The following is a 14713-nucleotide window of genomic DNA, read 5'->3' as shown; positions in this document are numbered from 1 at the left end:
GGATGGCAATAGCCGGCTTAGCAGAGCATACGAAGCCACCGGGTCCGACCGCTTGTGCAACACCAGATAACCCTGCTGCTCGGCTTGGGCCAGGGTCGGCGAATCGAACTCGCCGCCGATCATGGCCCCGACGGCGCCCCGCCCGACCCAAACCGTGGCCGGCATTGTCTATCCGCCAGGCAGATTCGGGGCGGAAGAACGGCGAATAGAAGCGTTGCCGGTCGTCTTCGCCGACTCCGACTCCGACTCCGACTCCGATGTCGGGCATTACTTCAGCATTTGCCGGCAGCTCGTAGTAATGCATTACAGTTTGCATTGTTGGTTTTTCCGATGTCGCTCGATCCCCGAGTAAAATCCGTACACATGGCGTCCGCCCCGCTTGCCATCCCCCACGTCGCGAATTTACCGAGCCCCGACGGCTCCAAAATTTCGCATTTAAAGGTGGCCCCATCGTTCGTTTTAACGGTGTACTGCATACCGTTATAACCAGTGGGCGCTTCCGTTGCCTGTGAATTAGTGATCGTGAAGTTGCCAATTTCACGGCCGATCGCCATTGATATTTTGCTCTCGGCTTTGTTGCCTCCTTGGGCGGGAGCGTTATTTGCCGTGGTTGCGCAGCCGGAAAGTACCGACAACAGCGTTACCGTCAGAAGTTTTTCTACCATTTTTGCTCTCCAACGCTCCGAGTTACAAAAAACGCAAGGCATCGGAGCGTGAAGATATGCCTAACGTCGAGTTACGGTATCAAGCCGCCAAACTAAGCATCCGGTGGGTTATTGCCACATGAGTCGATTGCCGGCACTGGCTGATTTTCTGCAGTTGGCGGGACTCATTCAGACCGGTTCAAAACATGCAAAATAATTACATCTTAACAAACCGCCTGGTTGGCATGACACCCTACTCCGGTAGGGTTCCCAGCCTGTATCTGTCTTCCGATAATGTGCCCAGCCTTAGAGCCGTTAGTCCCGTTACCGAGTATCGGCATCTGTTCGAGAACAACCTTTTGGAGAAAACGATGAAACATATAATTTTACGCACCGCGTTGTCGGCGCTCGGCACGCTGGCTGTCGGCAACGCGCAAGCCCAGTTGTTCGACCGGGGCGGCGGCCTGATCTACGACAGCGAACAAAACGTCACTTGGCTGGCGGACGCCAACTACGCCAAAACCAGCGGCTACGACGCCGAAGGCAAAATGAGTTGGCAAAACGCCGTGGCCTGGGTGGATGGCTTGACCTTCTTCGACGACGTACGCGGCGCGAGTTACGACGATTGGCGCCTGCCGACCTTCAACGACCTGGGCGTGCCCGGTTGCGACTATGGATACAGCGGTAGCGATTGCGGATTCAACGTCTCCACGGCCAGCTCGGAACTCGCGCATCTGTTCTACGGCGATTTCGCTAACAAAGGCGCCCTCGATTCGCATGGCGGACCGCAGTCCGGCTACGGCCTCGTCGACGACCCGGCCACGGCCGACGACGAAAGCCTGTTCAGCCATCTGCAATCCTTTGGCTATTGGCTAGGCACCAGTTACGGCGGCGACGCCAGTAAAGCCTGGTATCTGAGCACCGCGACCGGCATGCAAAATTACATCAGCAAAGGCACCAATTATTACGTCTGGGCAGTCCGTGACGGCGACGTCGCCGCGCCGGTGCCATTGCCGGGCGCGGTCTGGCTGTTCGGTAGTGCGCTGATCGGCTTGATATACGCGAAACGTCGCGGCGTATAACTTGATTTTTAATCCGGCGGGCGGCTTTTGTAGGCCGCTTGTTACTTTCGAGGAAATCTTATGAAATTGAAACAAATGGCTGGGGTTTGGGTTATGGCCTTATTAAGCGTATCGGAGGCTTATGCCTCGCAAACCGTGCTCACCTTTGAAAACTTGAACGATTGGGATTTGGTTGACGGTTACGGCGGCATTTCCGGATGGCAAGCCGGCGGAAGCTTGCGAGATTATTCCATTTACCCGTCCCATCAACCGGACATGGGGGATCGTTATTTTGCGGTTTCTTACGGCGGCGCGGAGCTGAGTTTCGACTCGGCGCCGGTGGTATTCGAGGGCGTGCATTATAATTTTGTCGGCTTCGACAGTCATGTCAGCTACGACCTGTATTACCAAAACCAACTGGTTTACAGCGCACCGCTGGTTCCGGAAAATCAGCCGCCGGAAGTTTATTGGTTGGCATCTGGCTACGCTGGGCTAATCGATAAAATCTATTTTCACGGGACGTCGGACGGCGTCGTCGTCGACAACCTGACCTACTCGACCACGGCCCCGGTACCGCTACCCGGCGCGGCTTGGCTGTTCGCAAGCGCCTTGGCCGGCGTCGCGGTCCGCCAGCCGCGTCGGCAAACGAGGTGGAAATAAAATGCGTGCGGTCAAACCCGCGGCCTAGGCAATCATTCCTCCGGTCCCGCGCGATAAAGCCGTGCGCCGCCGGTTAGCTCTGAGTTAGACTCCGCATCTATCTCTGATTGCCGCGGCCGCCGCTGATGAAACTCCTTAAACTTCTACTCGCGATAACCGTCGGCGCCGGTGCCTATAATCACTGGCTGCGGCACCGGCAAGATAGTCCCCCTGGGAGTTCCGAAACGCTCGCAAACGTATCCAGCGCGTTTGTGGAGTTACCCGCGATCAGCGGTCAGAGTCCGTCCTCGGTTATTGTGGTCGCGGCCGAACACTGCCCGCATGCGGATGCGCGGCGCGCCGATCGACTCGCGGAGGACTTGTCTCGAAATGGCGTGCCGGTGGTCCGAACGCACTCGGTAAACTTTGACATACCCAACGGCGGACAGGCCGATCTGGACAAAATCGACCAAGTGATGACCGGTCCGCTCCCAGTCGTCTTTGTCCACGGCCGAGCGAAGGCAAACCCAACGCTAGACGAGGTACTTTCAGAATTCAGAAGCTCGGAACAGTGACTGCCTCGGCATTAGAAAGATTCGACATCAAGCCAGCCGTCAACTATTTCTTGCGGCCAAATAATCAAGGTGAAATTCTCGCTTGATCGCGATCGGTGACCGCGTGTTCAATGGGCATGTCTGCCTGTTCAGCGGAGAAGCTTGGCTGTTTACATGGCGATGCCGAGTGTTGGTATAAGAACGCCGCGCATGCAAACGGCAACGTTGCCTATCTCTATTAGACCGCCGCCGGTCTAACACTGACGCTCGACTGTTCAAACGACAACACCGCCAGCCCCCACCGCGACTCATTGCGGCGATGGCGAAAAAGTTCCCTAATAAACACAAAGTTTATGTGATTTTAATCATAAATTAATTTTAAGTTAATTATTAAATGCTAATGTTCAGCCGGGAACTTTTCCGGTTCCGCCGTTCGTCACGACTCGCGTTGCGATCTTAGAATCCAAGCCAGAAGACAGGAAGCCTCGCGCGAGTACTCGTCACCGATTATTGAAGGTAATAGGTTGAACACCATGAGAAAAACCGGTTTTCTGATTCTGCTGACCAGCCTTTTGGGCTTGATGATGAGCCACCAAAGCCAGGCCGCCAATGCGGTTTTGTTGGGCTGGAATAATCTTGGCATGCACTGCATGGATTCGCGCTACGCCGAATTCGCGATCCTGCCGCCTTACAACACCATCGAAGCGCAATTGATCGTCGGCGGCAAATTGATGAAGGCCAGCACGGTACCGAACGCCGCCGATTACACGCTGAGTTATCAGGCCATCGTCGATCCAGTCAGCGGCGTGATGAACAGCACCTCCAGCGGCAAGAGCGATTGGGAAACCTACGCGCCCACGCTGTTTCCGGTTTTGAAAACGTTCAATCCGGCCTACACCGCCGACATGGGCTTGGCGGGCTGCAACATGCCGGGGATCGATAGTCCTTACGTGCTGAACACCGCGCAACCGATGAGCTTTCAACCGGCCAACTCGCCGGAAAATACCTACCAGGCCGAAGGCGTGCCGATCACGCCCACCGACGATCAGGGCAACAAAAACACCTATCCGTTGATGCGTTTGGTCGCCCGAGATGCCAACAACGCCGTGGTCGCGCAAACCGACATCGTGTTACCGGTCTCCGACGAAATGAGCTGCAAAACCTGCCACGCCGCCAATACCAACGACAAGGCCAAACCAGCCGGCGGTTGGATCAGCGATGCCAACCTGGAGCGCGAATACCGGTTGAACATACTCAAACTGCACGACGACACCGAATTCGCCGAGCACGCCGCCTTGTACAACGAAGCGCTTGCCGCCAAAGGCCTGGACCCGGCCGGCTTGTACGCCGCCGCGACCACCGACCAGGACCCGGCGATGCCGGGCGTACAGGTCAAGCCCATGCTGTGCGCGGCTTGCCATTCCTCCGAAGCACTGGGTGCGCCTAGTTTTAGCGGCGCCAACGGCACCGTGCCGGCGCTGACCCAATCGGTACACAGTACCCATGCCACCGTCACCGCGCCAGGCAGTTCGCTGACCTTGGATAGCTCCGACAATCGCGCGGCCTGCTACGACTGCCACCCCGGTTCCAAAACCCGCTGCTTGCGCGGCGCGATGGGTAGCGCGGTCGCCGCCGACGGCAGCATGGAAATGCAATGCCAAAGCTGCCACGGCAACATGAGCAAGGTCGGCGACAGCCATCGCACCGGCTGGCTCGAAGAGCCCACTTGCCAAAGCTGCCATACCGGCACCGCCACCAACAACAACGGCAAAATCCGTTACAGCTCGGTGTTCAACAATCCGCTGACCTACGACAGCCAACGGGTCGCGGTCAACCCAACCTTCGCCACCAACGCCGATACGCCGGCCGCCGGATTGTCGTTGTATCGTTTTTCCAAGGGTCACGGCGGCTTGCAATGTTCCGCCTGCCACGGCTCCACCCATGCGGAATTCCCGTCGTCTCATCAAAACGACAATATCCGCAACGAGCAACTGCAAGGCCATGCCGGCGTGACGGTGGAATGCAAAACCTGCCACACCGCCGGCGTACCCAACACCACCAACGGCGGTCCGCACGGACTGCACCCGATCGACCAATCCTGGGTGGGCCGGCACGGTGACGCGGTCGAGCGCTCCGGTACCGCCGGCTGCAAAGGCTGCCACGGTAGCGACCTGCGCGGTACCGAGTTGTCGCGAGTCCAGGGCGACCGCTCGTTCAACGTCGAGAGCCTAGGTACGGTCAAATTCTATCGGGGTGGCACGGTCGGCTGCTATTCCTGCCACCGAGGTCCGAACAGCGAAAGCATGAACACGGCGGCCTATCCGATCACCGCCGACGTTTCGGCAAGCACCGCCGCCGGCACACCGGTCAATTTGACCTTGCCGGTCACCGGCACCGGCGTGACGATGCGCATCCTGAAGCAGCCGCAACACGGCACGGTCGGCTTGAACAATGCGGTCGCCACCTACTTCCCGGAAGAAGGCTTCAGCGGCACCGATAGCTTCTTGTTCGCCGGCTACGACGGCGCCAAAAACACCGTGACGAGCACCGGCAACAAGGGTGCGGTTCCGGCCACGGCGACCATTACCGTCAATGCCGCGTGTTCTTATAGCCTGCAACCCGGCAGCCAAGCCGCCGCCAACAGCGCCGGCAGCTTCAGCGCGACGCTGACCACCGGCGCGAATTGCGCCTGGCAATTGCAAAGCGACGCGGCTTGGCTAAGCGTGATGTCACCGACCAGCGGCAGCGGCCCGGCGACGATTCAATACAACGTCGCGGTCAATCCGGCGCTCAACACCCGTATCGGCAACCTGACGGTATTGGGCGGCAGCAATCAAAACGCCGCCCAGTTAGCGGTTACTCAAGCGGCCGGCACCGATGGCGACGGCGACGGCGTGGTCGATGCGGTGGACAACTGCACCGCGCTCGCCAACGCCACGCAACTGGATAGCAACGGCGATCACTTCGGCAACCTCTGCGATGCCGATTTGAACAACGATTGCAAAACCAACTCGCTGGACTTGGGCTTGTTCAAAAGCGTTTACGGTAACGCCGCCGGCAATGCCGACCTGAAGGCCGCGGCCGACATGAACGGCGACGGCAACGTTAACTCGCTGGACCTGGGCTTGTTCAAACGCATCTACGGCAAAGCGCCGGGACCTTCCGCGCAAGCGACTTGCCCGTAAGCGCGCCAGGCTGAAAATCAACTTTAATTGGGAGTTAAATCCATGAAAATAAAAACCTTGCCCGCCGCATTCACCCTGCTGGGCGCGCTCTGTTTCGGCGAAGGCCAGGCCGCGTTAGCCAACCACGTGTTCTTCGATCCAAGCAGCCTGGATGTCAATCTGGGGGATACCTTCAGCTTGGTGTTGAAAGGCGAAGCCTTTAGCGGCGGACTGGACGGCGGTTCGGTGGATCTGAGCTTCGACAGCGCCATCCTGCAAGCCGATTCGGTGGTGGTGAATGCCACGTTGTGGAGCTTCATCAATCAACCCGGCACGATCGACAACAACGCCGGGAAGATCGAGTTTACCGATTTCAGCCAATTCGGCGCCAATTTGAGCAGCGGCTCGTTCGACATCGCCACTTTCACCTTTGTAGCGGTCGGTAGCGGCTCGAGCGCGATTAATCTGTCGGTGAACAATCAAGACCCCTTCGGCTCGGCCGGCAATGTCATCACCCCGGATTTCAGCAGCGCGCTGATTAACGTCAGCGGAATTTCCAACGTACCGCTACCCGCTTCGGCGTGGTTGATGTTCAGCGCGATGGCGGGCTTTATGACGCTCAAGCGCCAACGAAAATAAGCGAACGCAAGCCCCCAATAAAGCCGGCGGACCGCGCTTTCCGGCCAAAGCATCCCGAACCGCGCGAAGCGATTTCGGGATGCGATGGAGCCGAACCGTCAGTGTTTCAATAACCGGCAGCTTCCCTTTAAGTCCGCTCCGGGAACATGCCCGTCACTCGCTAATCGGAATCGTTCGATTCGCGAACGAAATCCTTCGCCCCCTCGAGTAGCCTTTAGCGCCATGAATGGTTCCGTTCATTTCTCAAGCGGGTTATTTGTTCCCCTAAGCAACTTGCGCGTTCCCTAAGTGAAGCCACCTCTCCCTGTTTAGAGCTGCCGTTGCCTGTCTACAGCCGCCGTTCCCTGAGCGGAGCCGAAGGGAACAGAAAACACCAAGCCCCCCAATCAATAGAACTCAAACAGACCGCGCCCCGCTGTTCCTCCTGCCTCGGCAGCTATCAACCGCTCCGTAGTTTCGATCCTATGGCCCACTGTCAGCGCTGCCAGCGGCTTGTCGAGGATTGGCTGAGCGAGTTTTGCCTTTTTGGCGGACCAAACGGCTATTTGCAGCCCCCGATCTTTCGAATCCGGTAGGCTTAAATCAGATATCTACCTGACATTCGCTCGGATTGAATTTGTTTGTGGCAAGCCCCCTGTCAGACTCGGACTTGGATATGCAATCAAACGACTGAGAAATAAAATGGTTCGTGACCCAACCGATCGGTAAACCATGGCTTTTGCTAGCATTCTCCGATTGCAACGTGACATTGTTCGGAAAATTAGCTAAAACACTGAGCTCTTTAACTAACCGGCCGTCAGCCCGCCGGAATTGGAAAATCGAATATGGAAATCCTTAGTCTGCTTAATCAGCAACTGGTCAAACTATTAGCTTCATCTTTACAAGCACTGGATTCAGACTGGTGGACTTCACTGGCACTGGACAAATTAACCTACCAACAAAGAAGCTTTGCCGTATCTCTGCCGGCACAAGCATTGGATCGCCTGGATTTGGCAGCCTTACTTAGAATCGCTGATCAAAACTGGTATGACATAGCCAACCAAGAATGAATAACACCGAATTACTAAAAATTCGAGCATTGAACGGTAGCCAACACTTTGCTTTCGAAGAATTATGTTGTCAGCTTGCATCTCTTGAACCAAGAGCAATAGAAGATGAGTTTCTCCGCAAAGGTATTGGATCAGATGCCGGAGTTGAATGCTACATACGTCACGCTGACGGAACCGAAACAGGTTGGCAAGCAAAATTCTTCGATAAATTTGATTCCGGCCAGATATCTCAGCTTACCGAGTCTTTGAAACAAGCCATCGAAAAGCATCCAAAACTGACCCGCTATATCGTCTGTTTGCCAATAGATCTTAAAGACGGGAGAACCGGAAAGAATAAAACAGAGGGGCAACGCTGGATAGATTGGAAAACAACTCGTCTCTCAGAATTAAGCGAAGAGCGCAATATTGAAATTATACTTTGGCAAGCCACCGATATTCGAGAACGCTTGCATCGCAACGATCCGTATTACGCCGGGAGGATAAGTTTTTTCTTTGATGAACTTCGCTTTACGCCTGTTTGGTTTTCTCGACACATCAACGCTGCCTGTATTTCTTTAGATTCCCGATATACACCTCAATTTCATATATCGTTACCAATACGGCAGGTGTTTTTAGGCATTAGTCGATCACCTTGGCTTGAGGATCAGCGAGAGGAATTAATTACGCCACTAAGAAAACAACTCAATAGCCTAAAATATGACTTTCAGCAGGCCAATGTCTCGGAAACCGATTTAAAGGTTCTATTAAATTACAGCAACAACTTAATCGACGCGCTCAAGCAAAGTTTTCCCATAACAAAGCCTTATCCCATCGCGGATTGGCGCAGCCAAATTCAACAAGTTCAAACTGCTGCGAATCAATGGCAGGCCCATTTCTGGCACCTCGACTCAGAAGAAAAAGATAAATCTAAAAAAGATAATATCCGGGCCGCATTAAACGAACTTCATGGGTTCGGACAAACGCTTGATGAAATAGACGAAAAACTAAACTCAGATACTTGGATACTGGCAAATGAACAGGCTGTGCTTCTTTACGGCGAAGCAGGAACAGGCAAATCTCATCTGTTGGCTGATATTGCCAATGATGCGATCAAAAAAGGTTACCCGACTATTTTTTTGATTAATAGTCAGTTCTTCCAACAAGACCCACGTACGCAAATTCTTGAGCACTTGGATTTAAGGCATATTCCATTTTCAACTTTTCTTGGAGCGTTGGATGCGGCGGGCCAAGCCGCAGGCGTGAGAGCATTGCTGATAATCGACGCATTAAACGAACGTTTCGGTACCGAAATTTGGCCTCAATACCTGGCACCGTTAATCGAAGAAGTTAAACGCTACCCTCATCTTGCCCTTATCGTTTCATGCCGCACAACTTACCTGCCCTTTATTTTGCCAGCCGATTCTCTTCTGTGCGATAGCTTGAAGCAGATAGAACACAACGGTTTTGCCGATGGAGGCGGATACGCAGCCAGAACTTATCTGGCCAAACGCAAAATTATCAGGCCTAGTGTTCCGCACTTATTGCCAGAATTTAACAACCCGCTTTTCCTTAAAACCTTGTGCGACAGTTTGGAACGACAAGGGCTCGATTGTTTTCCACGAGGAATACAAGGTTTAACGGAATATTTCGATTTTTATCTTAAATCATTAGCCAACCAAATTGAATTGCGGATGGGGCTGGATAAACGGCAGAATATTATTGTGCGTGCGTTAAAGGCATTTACTGAAAAACTAACATCCAATCAATCTTCCTACCTTTCAATTGAAACGACTATCGCTTGTTTTGATTCGATATATGCTTCTAAGGGCCAACAAGATCGCAGCTTGTTGAGCCAATTTGAACACGAGGGAATTTTAACGATTGAGCCTGTTTATATCGAAAATAATCAGTTAGAAGAACAAGCACGTTTTACGTTCGAGCGTTTCAGCGATTTTCAAATTGCTGGGCATTTGTTAAATGAGCATATTTCTTCGAAAAATAGCGTTCAACCCTTGGAAACAGGGACTCCGCTACATACTTTTCTTTCCCGTAAAGATATAAATAGGGTTGCCGACATTATCCACGCTTTAGCGGTTTTGCTGCCAGAATCTACGGATTACGAATTGCTCGATATATTTCCATCAGCGAACGGATCATACAAATGGACAATTAATGAAGCATTTTTTAAAAGTTTATTATTGCGCCGTCAGAATTTTTTTACCGATAGAACCCGTGAATTAGTGATTGGTTTATCGCAAAATTATCCGAATCACTGGCTGGAAACGCTTATCGCAGTTGGTACGGAGCCCAACAACCGCTTCAATGCCAATTATCTGCATGAAAAATTAGCTCATCTGACGATGCTTGAGCGCGATGCGAAATGGACTATTGCTATCGCTAATCTCGAACTAGAGGATGGTTCACCACTTGATATATTGCTTTCCTGGACAGTGGAATCGGGTTTTGAGGAAATAGATCCGCTGCGTGCCGAACTGGCGGCAATTATGTTGACATGGTTATTTTCGACATCGTATCGCGCTGTTCGAGATCGGGCTACCAAGGGATTGTCCGCTTTACTGGCGCCACGTTTGCCGTTGGCACTTAGCTTGTTGGAACGCTTCAAGCAGGTCGATGACCTTTACATTTTAGAGCGATTATTGGCCGCCTGCTATGGCGCTGCATTACAAGCACAAACCCAGAAAAATCTTGCCGAACTTGCTCTTTTTGTTTACCAATGGATTTTTGCCGATGGTAAGCCGCCAGCCCATTTGCTACTGCGCGACTACGCCAGGGGTATTATCGAATACACATTGCATTGTGACTTATTGCCTGAAGAAATTAAAATTGAAAAAGTACGGCCGCCCTATCAAAGTGATTGGCCGATTGAATTTGTAGCCGAAAATAATTTAGAGATATATGGCGACAAATACAAAGATGATATTGTTAGGTCGGCAAGCAGCGAGTGGCTTGGCGATTTTGCCAAATATATTATCAAACCTTCAGTTCATCATTGGACAACAACACCGCTTGGCGTCGATAAGGCGTTAACACCATACGAAAACTTTGAAGTCTTCTATTCAATGTTTGCCGATCATGCAAATTCCGACCAACTTTCGGCATTTAATGAAATTCTACAATTCTGTATCGACTGCAATAGACCGGAGCCAAATTCGGTAGGTCAAGAATCACAAAAAAAGGCGTCCAGCACTGAAATCAAGATCAAAATTATTGCTTATGACTATAAGGAGTTAGAAATTAAGAAGCAAAACGAAGCCAGATTCGAAGAGCTTGAAACAAAATTTATTAACTTACTCGATGACAAATATAAATACAAATACTGGCCTGGATGCCGACAAAGAATAAGACAAATTCTGAATCGATATTCGAATAATCTACCTGAGCATTTTGACGATATTTTAGCTCAGCTATGGGTAACCAAAAGGGCTCACGATTACGGATGGTCAACTGATTTATTTGGAGAATTCGATAGAAGAATTGGCTCCGGCCGAGGCAGACGCCATAAACAAATGGAACGGATTGGAAAAAAATACCAATGGTTAGCTTTGTATGAATTGTTGTCTCGTATGGCCGATAATCTGATTTATTACTCCGGTTATAGCGATGGCGCTAACCGATATGAAGGTCCTTGGCAAATATACAAACGAAATATCGATCCTTCATTACTTATTAGTAAAACCAAAGACGACAATTGGGAAAATCATCCCCATGCTTGGTGGTCACCACAAACGCTAAAGTTGCGCTTACTGAAGAAGCAGGAGCAAAAACTCTGGTTACAAAACGAATCCGACCAATTGAATAGTGCATCGTTGCTGGATGTAATCGATCCGGACACAGGTCAGCGCTGGTTGGTTATGAAAAGTTTTAAGCAGTACAGCACTTCCTATGATTTGGATGCGCGTATCGACTCATGGTGCAGATGCTGGTGTGTGGTTGTTAGAAATCGGTATAAAAACCAATTCATTGATGCAATTTCCACACATAACTTGATTGATCCTGATGCATTTCCGAAAGTCGGCGAATTTTATGGCTCATTTATAGGCGAATACCCTTGGCATCCGTCGTACGAAATAGACGATGACTGGTCAACGGTTGATCGTGACTATGGCTTTCGGCATAAAGTGTTAACTACATTCGCCGAGTACACTGCGGAACGTGGAGGTTACGATTGCTCGATTGAAGGGACGATCAATACTTATTTGCCGGCGCCGTGGCTAATACAAAAACTTGGTTTAAGACTAATTGACGGACGCACATTGTCATTCGCAGACGCGAAAGGCCAAATTTTGTTCAAAGATCCCTCGGTGCATGAAGAAGGGCCAAGCGCAGCACTGATCGATAGAATGGCATTTTTAGATTTACTGGATAAAGAAAACTTGGCTCCGGTCTGGATTATTGCTGGAGAAAAAGGCGCATATGGCGAGCATCACGATGATTTCGTTGGGCGCAGAGTTCATTCATTCGTTTATTCATTGAACAAGCAAAATGAAATCGTTTGCGTAAAGCAAAAAATTGATATTGAAGAACCTTGAAACATTGGACTTTGCAAGTTTTTGGACATTTTTAAATTAAAATTTCTGGAGAACAACTTAAATGACCATCGCCGACACCATCTACCAACACGTCAAGACCCTGCCGCCTGCCAAAGCCTTGGAGGTCTTACATTTCGTCGAATTTCTGGAATCGAAGCCCGACTCGACACCGGAACCCGCAGCCGACGAAGCCTTGGCCGCTTTCCTGCAAAGTCTGCCTATCGGACAACGTAGCGATGCAGAAATCGACGCAGAATTTCAAACCATGCGCGACGAGTGGGATCAACCGTGAAACTGTTCCTGGACGCTTGCGCCGTCATTTATTTGATCGAGTCGCACCAGGAACAAGGCCGAAAAACCCGCGTCCTGGTGGATGATGCTCGGAAAGCGAACGCGCAATTGGCGGTATCGCGGCTTTCCTTTCTGGAATGCCGGGTGCTGCCGTTGAAAACCAGGAACGCGGAATTATTGGACTGCTACGACCGATTTTTTCGATTGCCGGGTTTGGAAATCGTCGAACTCGATACCACGGTCATCGACATCGCCACCGAACTACGCGCCAACCATGCGGGAACCTTACGCACCCCGGATGCGATCCAACTGGCTTGTGCCCTCTTGTCCGGAGCGGACCAGTTTTTGACCGGTGATAAGAAGCTGGCTGCTATTCAGGAAATAAAGGTCATTGTCGTATGATCGATAGCGCTTTCGTGGTTGCATATCGCTAAAACGCACTGACTGCTTACTAGCGTGTATTTGCCATTTGCAAATTTGGGATGAACGTCGCTTTACTCTGAAAGTCATTGTGGGAGCGACGCATAGTCATGCATCGCGACTATGCGTCGCTCCTACAGAAGCCTTTGATTTACCGGGGCGATTGCCAAGCCTTCATGATCGTTAGGTTCGATTTACTCATTGAGCCTGCATCATTGCCCCTTCTCGGCGCCAATACGGTCCACAAGCAATCCGGCAAAACCTAGCCGAACCGTAACCGATCGACCGCGAAGTTTGCAAAGGCAGTAACAGGGGGCGAACCCCAAAATATCCAAGCCTTCCGGCTAGCGTGCGGTAACCGCTAGCCAATCGCCAATAGGCTCGGCTAACACTTCGCGCTTCTCCATCACAGGGGCGTTGCTTCATGCCGGACACGCAAACATCGCCGCTAAACAGCCGGCATTCCAACGCGAACAGCGAGCGATGCTTGGTTAACAGGCAAGCGTCTGATTCGAACACCGGGCGGCCAGTGTTTAACACCCGCGTTCCGCGAATAATCACCGGGCGCCCGCCGATGAACACGCGGCGATTTTATGCGAACACCGAGATGTCGCCGATGGACAGTCGGCCGTTTCCGTCGAACAGCGGCGCGTGTCCGATGAACAGCGGCCCGCGCCTCTTGATCGGCGACGCTTGCGTGGTGAACATGAAAGCTTGCGTGTTAAACCATCGACGTTGCATGTGCATCGCAGAAGACTGCGTGTTCAACAGGCAAGTCTGCCTGTTCGGCGGAGAAACGTGGATGTTTAAATGGCAACGCCGACGGTTCGGATAAGAAGCTTGCACATGCAAACGACGGCGTTGGCTGTCGCGATGAGATCGTTGCGGTTCAAACACGGCCGCGCGACTGTTCAAACGGCAACGTCCCCCGTTTTTTTATCCCGTCGTCTGTTTACCGGTATGTTGTTGGGCTTATGCCTGACCGATTTTAAATTTCCGGCAAGACCCACGTGATTGGCGCGGCAAGGCTGCGCTATTCGGTTTGAGTCAGCCGCCGTTGCTTTTCGGCTTGCCGAAAGCTCAAACCCAATATGCCGGATTTTTGCATCGATTGCTTCAACGAATACGCCAACGCCGAGGCCAGCACTCTGGCGTAATACGGCAGGGTTTCGACGTAGACCGGCAAAGCGTCTCCGATTTTTTCGGCCTGTTGCAGTGCCTGTTCCAGTTGCCGGCGGCGTTCGGCTATTGTTTGCAGGAAGGCCCGGTCGTTGGCGCAATCGGCGGACAGTTCCAGGGTCCAGGTCAAATCGGCTTGCAGCTCGCAGGCGCCAATGAAGCGGCCGGACCGATCCGGCGACCACTGCACCGGCGCGATCAACGACAGCCGATATTCGCCGTCTTTCAGATACAGCCAATAGGTTTGCTTGGCGGTCGGTTTGAAACGAATGTGGCTGTTTAACACGAACAACGAGGTAAACAAGTCGCTGCTGATTTGCCGCAGGCTTTTGGCCGGGGCGACCAATTGGTTCCGGGCCTGCTGCAAGCTGTCCAGCACGGCGACGCTCCCCTTCCCCTGCGGATTGGCCGGTTTCGCGATCGAGCGAGTCATTCGAGTTTTCCTTTGGCTGGTCAAAAATCCAAGTCGATGCCGGTTGGTTTGGCGTGGGAGGCATTGTATCGATTCGGCGTTTGGATGGGAGACGTTCCCTTCGACTCCGCT

The 14713-nt window shown here is 52.1% G+C and carries 10 protein-coding genes; 8 read left to right on the top strand and 2 right to left on the bottom strand.

The genetic code is table 11. From position 1 onward, the window contains the following. Positions 1 to 272: 272 nt before the first annotated feature. Entirely contained in the window at positions 273 to 665 is a 393-nt protein-coding gene (locus tag A1355_RS20355; RefSeq protein ID WP_064031118.1) for a hypothetical protein, read from the bottom strand. 350 nt (positions 666 to 1015) lie between these two features. Here A1355_RS20355 and A1355_RS20350 point away from each other — a divergent pair, with 350 nt between their 5' ends. From A1355_RS20350 to A1355_RS20310, 8 genes are all read left to right on the top strand, one after another. After that, on the top strand, positions 1016 to 1726 hold the full coding sequence (locus tag A1355_RS20350) for a DUF1566 domain-containing protein (RefSeq protein WP_064031117.1): 711 nt from the start codon (positions 1016 to 1018) through the stop codon (positions 1724 to 1726). Positions 1727 to 1786: 60 nt separating this feature from the next. Then, positions 1787 to 2365 (top strand): hypothetical protein, encoded by a 579-nt coding sequence (locus A1355_RS20345; protein WP_064031116.1) that lies wholly within the window; start codon positions 1787 to 1789, stop codon positions 2363 to 2365. A gap of 1066 nt (positions 2366 to 3431) precedes the next feature. Beyond that, positions 3432 to 6083: a dockerin type I domain-containing protein gene (locus A1355_RS25395; protein WP_064031114.1), complete on the top strand. Its 2652-nt coding sequence runs from the start codon at positions 3432 to 3434 to the stop codon at positions 6081 to 6083. 42 nt (positions 6084 to 6125) lie between these two features. Beyond that, a complete protein-coding gene (locus A1355_RS20330) occupies positions 6126 to 6701 on the top strand; it encodes a hypothetical protein (protein ID WP_064031113.1) in 576 nt (191 codons plus the stop codon). Between the two features lie 824 nt (positions 6702 to 7525). Further along, entirely contained in the window at positions 7526 to 7750 is a 225-nt protein-coding gene (locus A1355_RS20325; RefSeq protein ID WP_064031112.1) for a hypothetical protein, read from the top strand. Next, on the top strand, positions 7747 to 12279 hold the full coding sequence (locus A1355_RS20320) for an ATP-binding protein (protein ID WP_157197974.1): 4533 nt from the start codon (positions 7747 to 7749) through the stop codon (positions 12277 to 12279). The genes A1355_RS20325 and A1355_RS20320 overlap by 4 nt, the downstream gene beginning before the upstream one ends. A gap of 61 nt (positions 12280 to 12340) precedes the next feature. Further along, positions 12341 to 12571 (top strand): DUF2281 domain-containing protein, encoded by a 231-nt coding sequence (locus A1355_RS20315; protein ID WP_064031110.1) that lies wholly within the window; start codon positions 12341 to 12343, stop codon positions 12569 to 12571. After that, the gene (locus A1355_RS20310) at positions 12568 to 12972 is read left to right on the top strand and encodes a type II toxin-antitoxin system VapC family toxin (RefSeq protein ID WP_064031109.1); all 405 of its coding nucleotides are present in this window, start codon (positions 12568 to 12570) and stop codon (positions 12970 to 12972) included. Before A1355_RS20315 ends, A1355_RS20310 begins: the two co-directional genes overlap by 4 nt. Before the next feature lie 1051 nt (positions 12973 to 14023). On the opposite strand, the gene A1355_RS20305 is transcribed toward A1355_RS20310, so the two are convergent. Beyond that, positions 14024 to 14602 carry a DUF2452 domain-containing protein gene (locus A1355_RS20305; RefSeq protein ID WP_064031108.1) on the bottom strand — a complete coding sequence of 193 codons (579 nt, stop codon included), beginning with the start codon at positions 14600 to 14602 and terminating at the stop codon, positions 14024 to 14026. Positions 14603 to 14713: the final 111 nt, after the last annotated feature.

It is taken from the genome of Methylomonas koyamae, assembly GCF_001644025.1.
Taxonomy (GTDB): domain Bacteria; phylum Pseudomonadota; class Gammaproteobacteria; order Methylococcales; family Methylomonadaceae; genus Methylomonas; species Methylomonas koyamae_A.
Note: the sequence above shows the minus strand (reverse complement) of the source record. Positions and strands in the feature narration are given on the sequence as shown.

Bases quoted from the DNA above. Each gene is read 5' to 3' on its own strand.
- A1355_RS20350 (WP_064031117.1), top strand. From the start codon at position 1,016: ATGAAACATATAATTTTACGCACCGCGTTGTCGGCGCTCGGCACGCTG.
- A1355_RS20355 (WP_064031118.1), bottom strand. From the start codon at position 665: ATGGTAGAAAAACTTCTGACGGTAACGCTGTTGTCGGTACTTTCCGGC.
- A1355_RS20315 (WP_064031110.1), top strand. From the start codon at position 12,341: ATGACCATCGCCGACACCATCTACCAACACGTCAAGACCCTGCCGCCT.
- A1355_RS20320 (WP_157197974.1), top strand. From the start codon at position 7,747: ATGAATAACACCGAATTACTAAAAATTCGAGCATTGAACGGTAGCCAA.
- A1355_RS20305 (WP_064031108.1), bottom strand. From the start codon at position 14,602: ATGACTCGCTCGATCGCGAAACCGGCCAATCCGCAGGGGAAGGGGAGC.
- A1355_RS25395 (WP_064031114.1), top strand. From the start codon at position 3,432: ATGAGAAAAACCGGTTTTCTGATTCTGCTGACCAGCCTTTTGGGCTTG.
- A1355_RS20330 (WP_064031113.1), top strand. From the start codon at position 6,126: ATGAAAATAAAAACCTTGCCCGCCGCATTCACCCTGCTGGGCGCGCTC.
- A1355_RS20325 (WP_064031112.1), top strand. From the start codon at position 7,526: ATGGAAATCCTTAGTCTGCTTAATCAGCAACTGGTCAAACTATTAGCT.
- A1355_RS20345 (WP_064031116.1), top strand. From the start codon at position 1,787: ATGAAATTGAAACAAATGGCTGGGGTTTGGGTTATGGCCTTATTAAGC.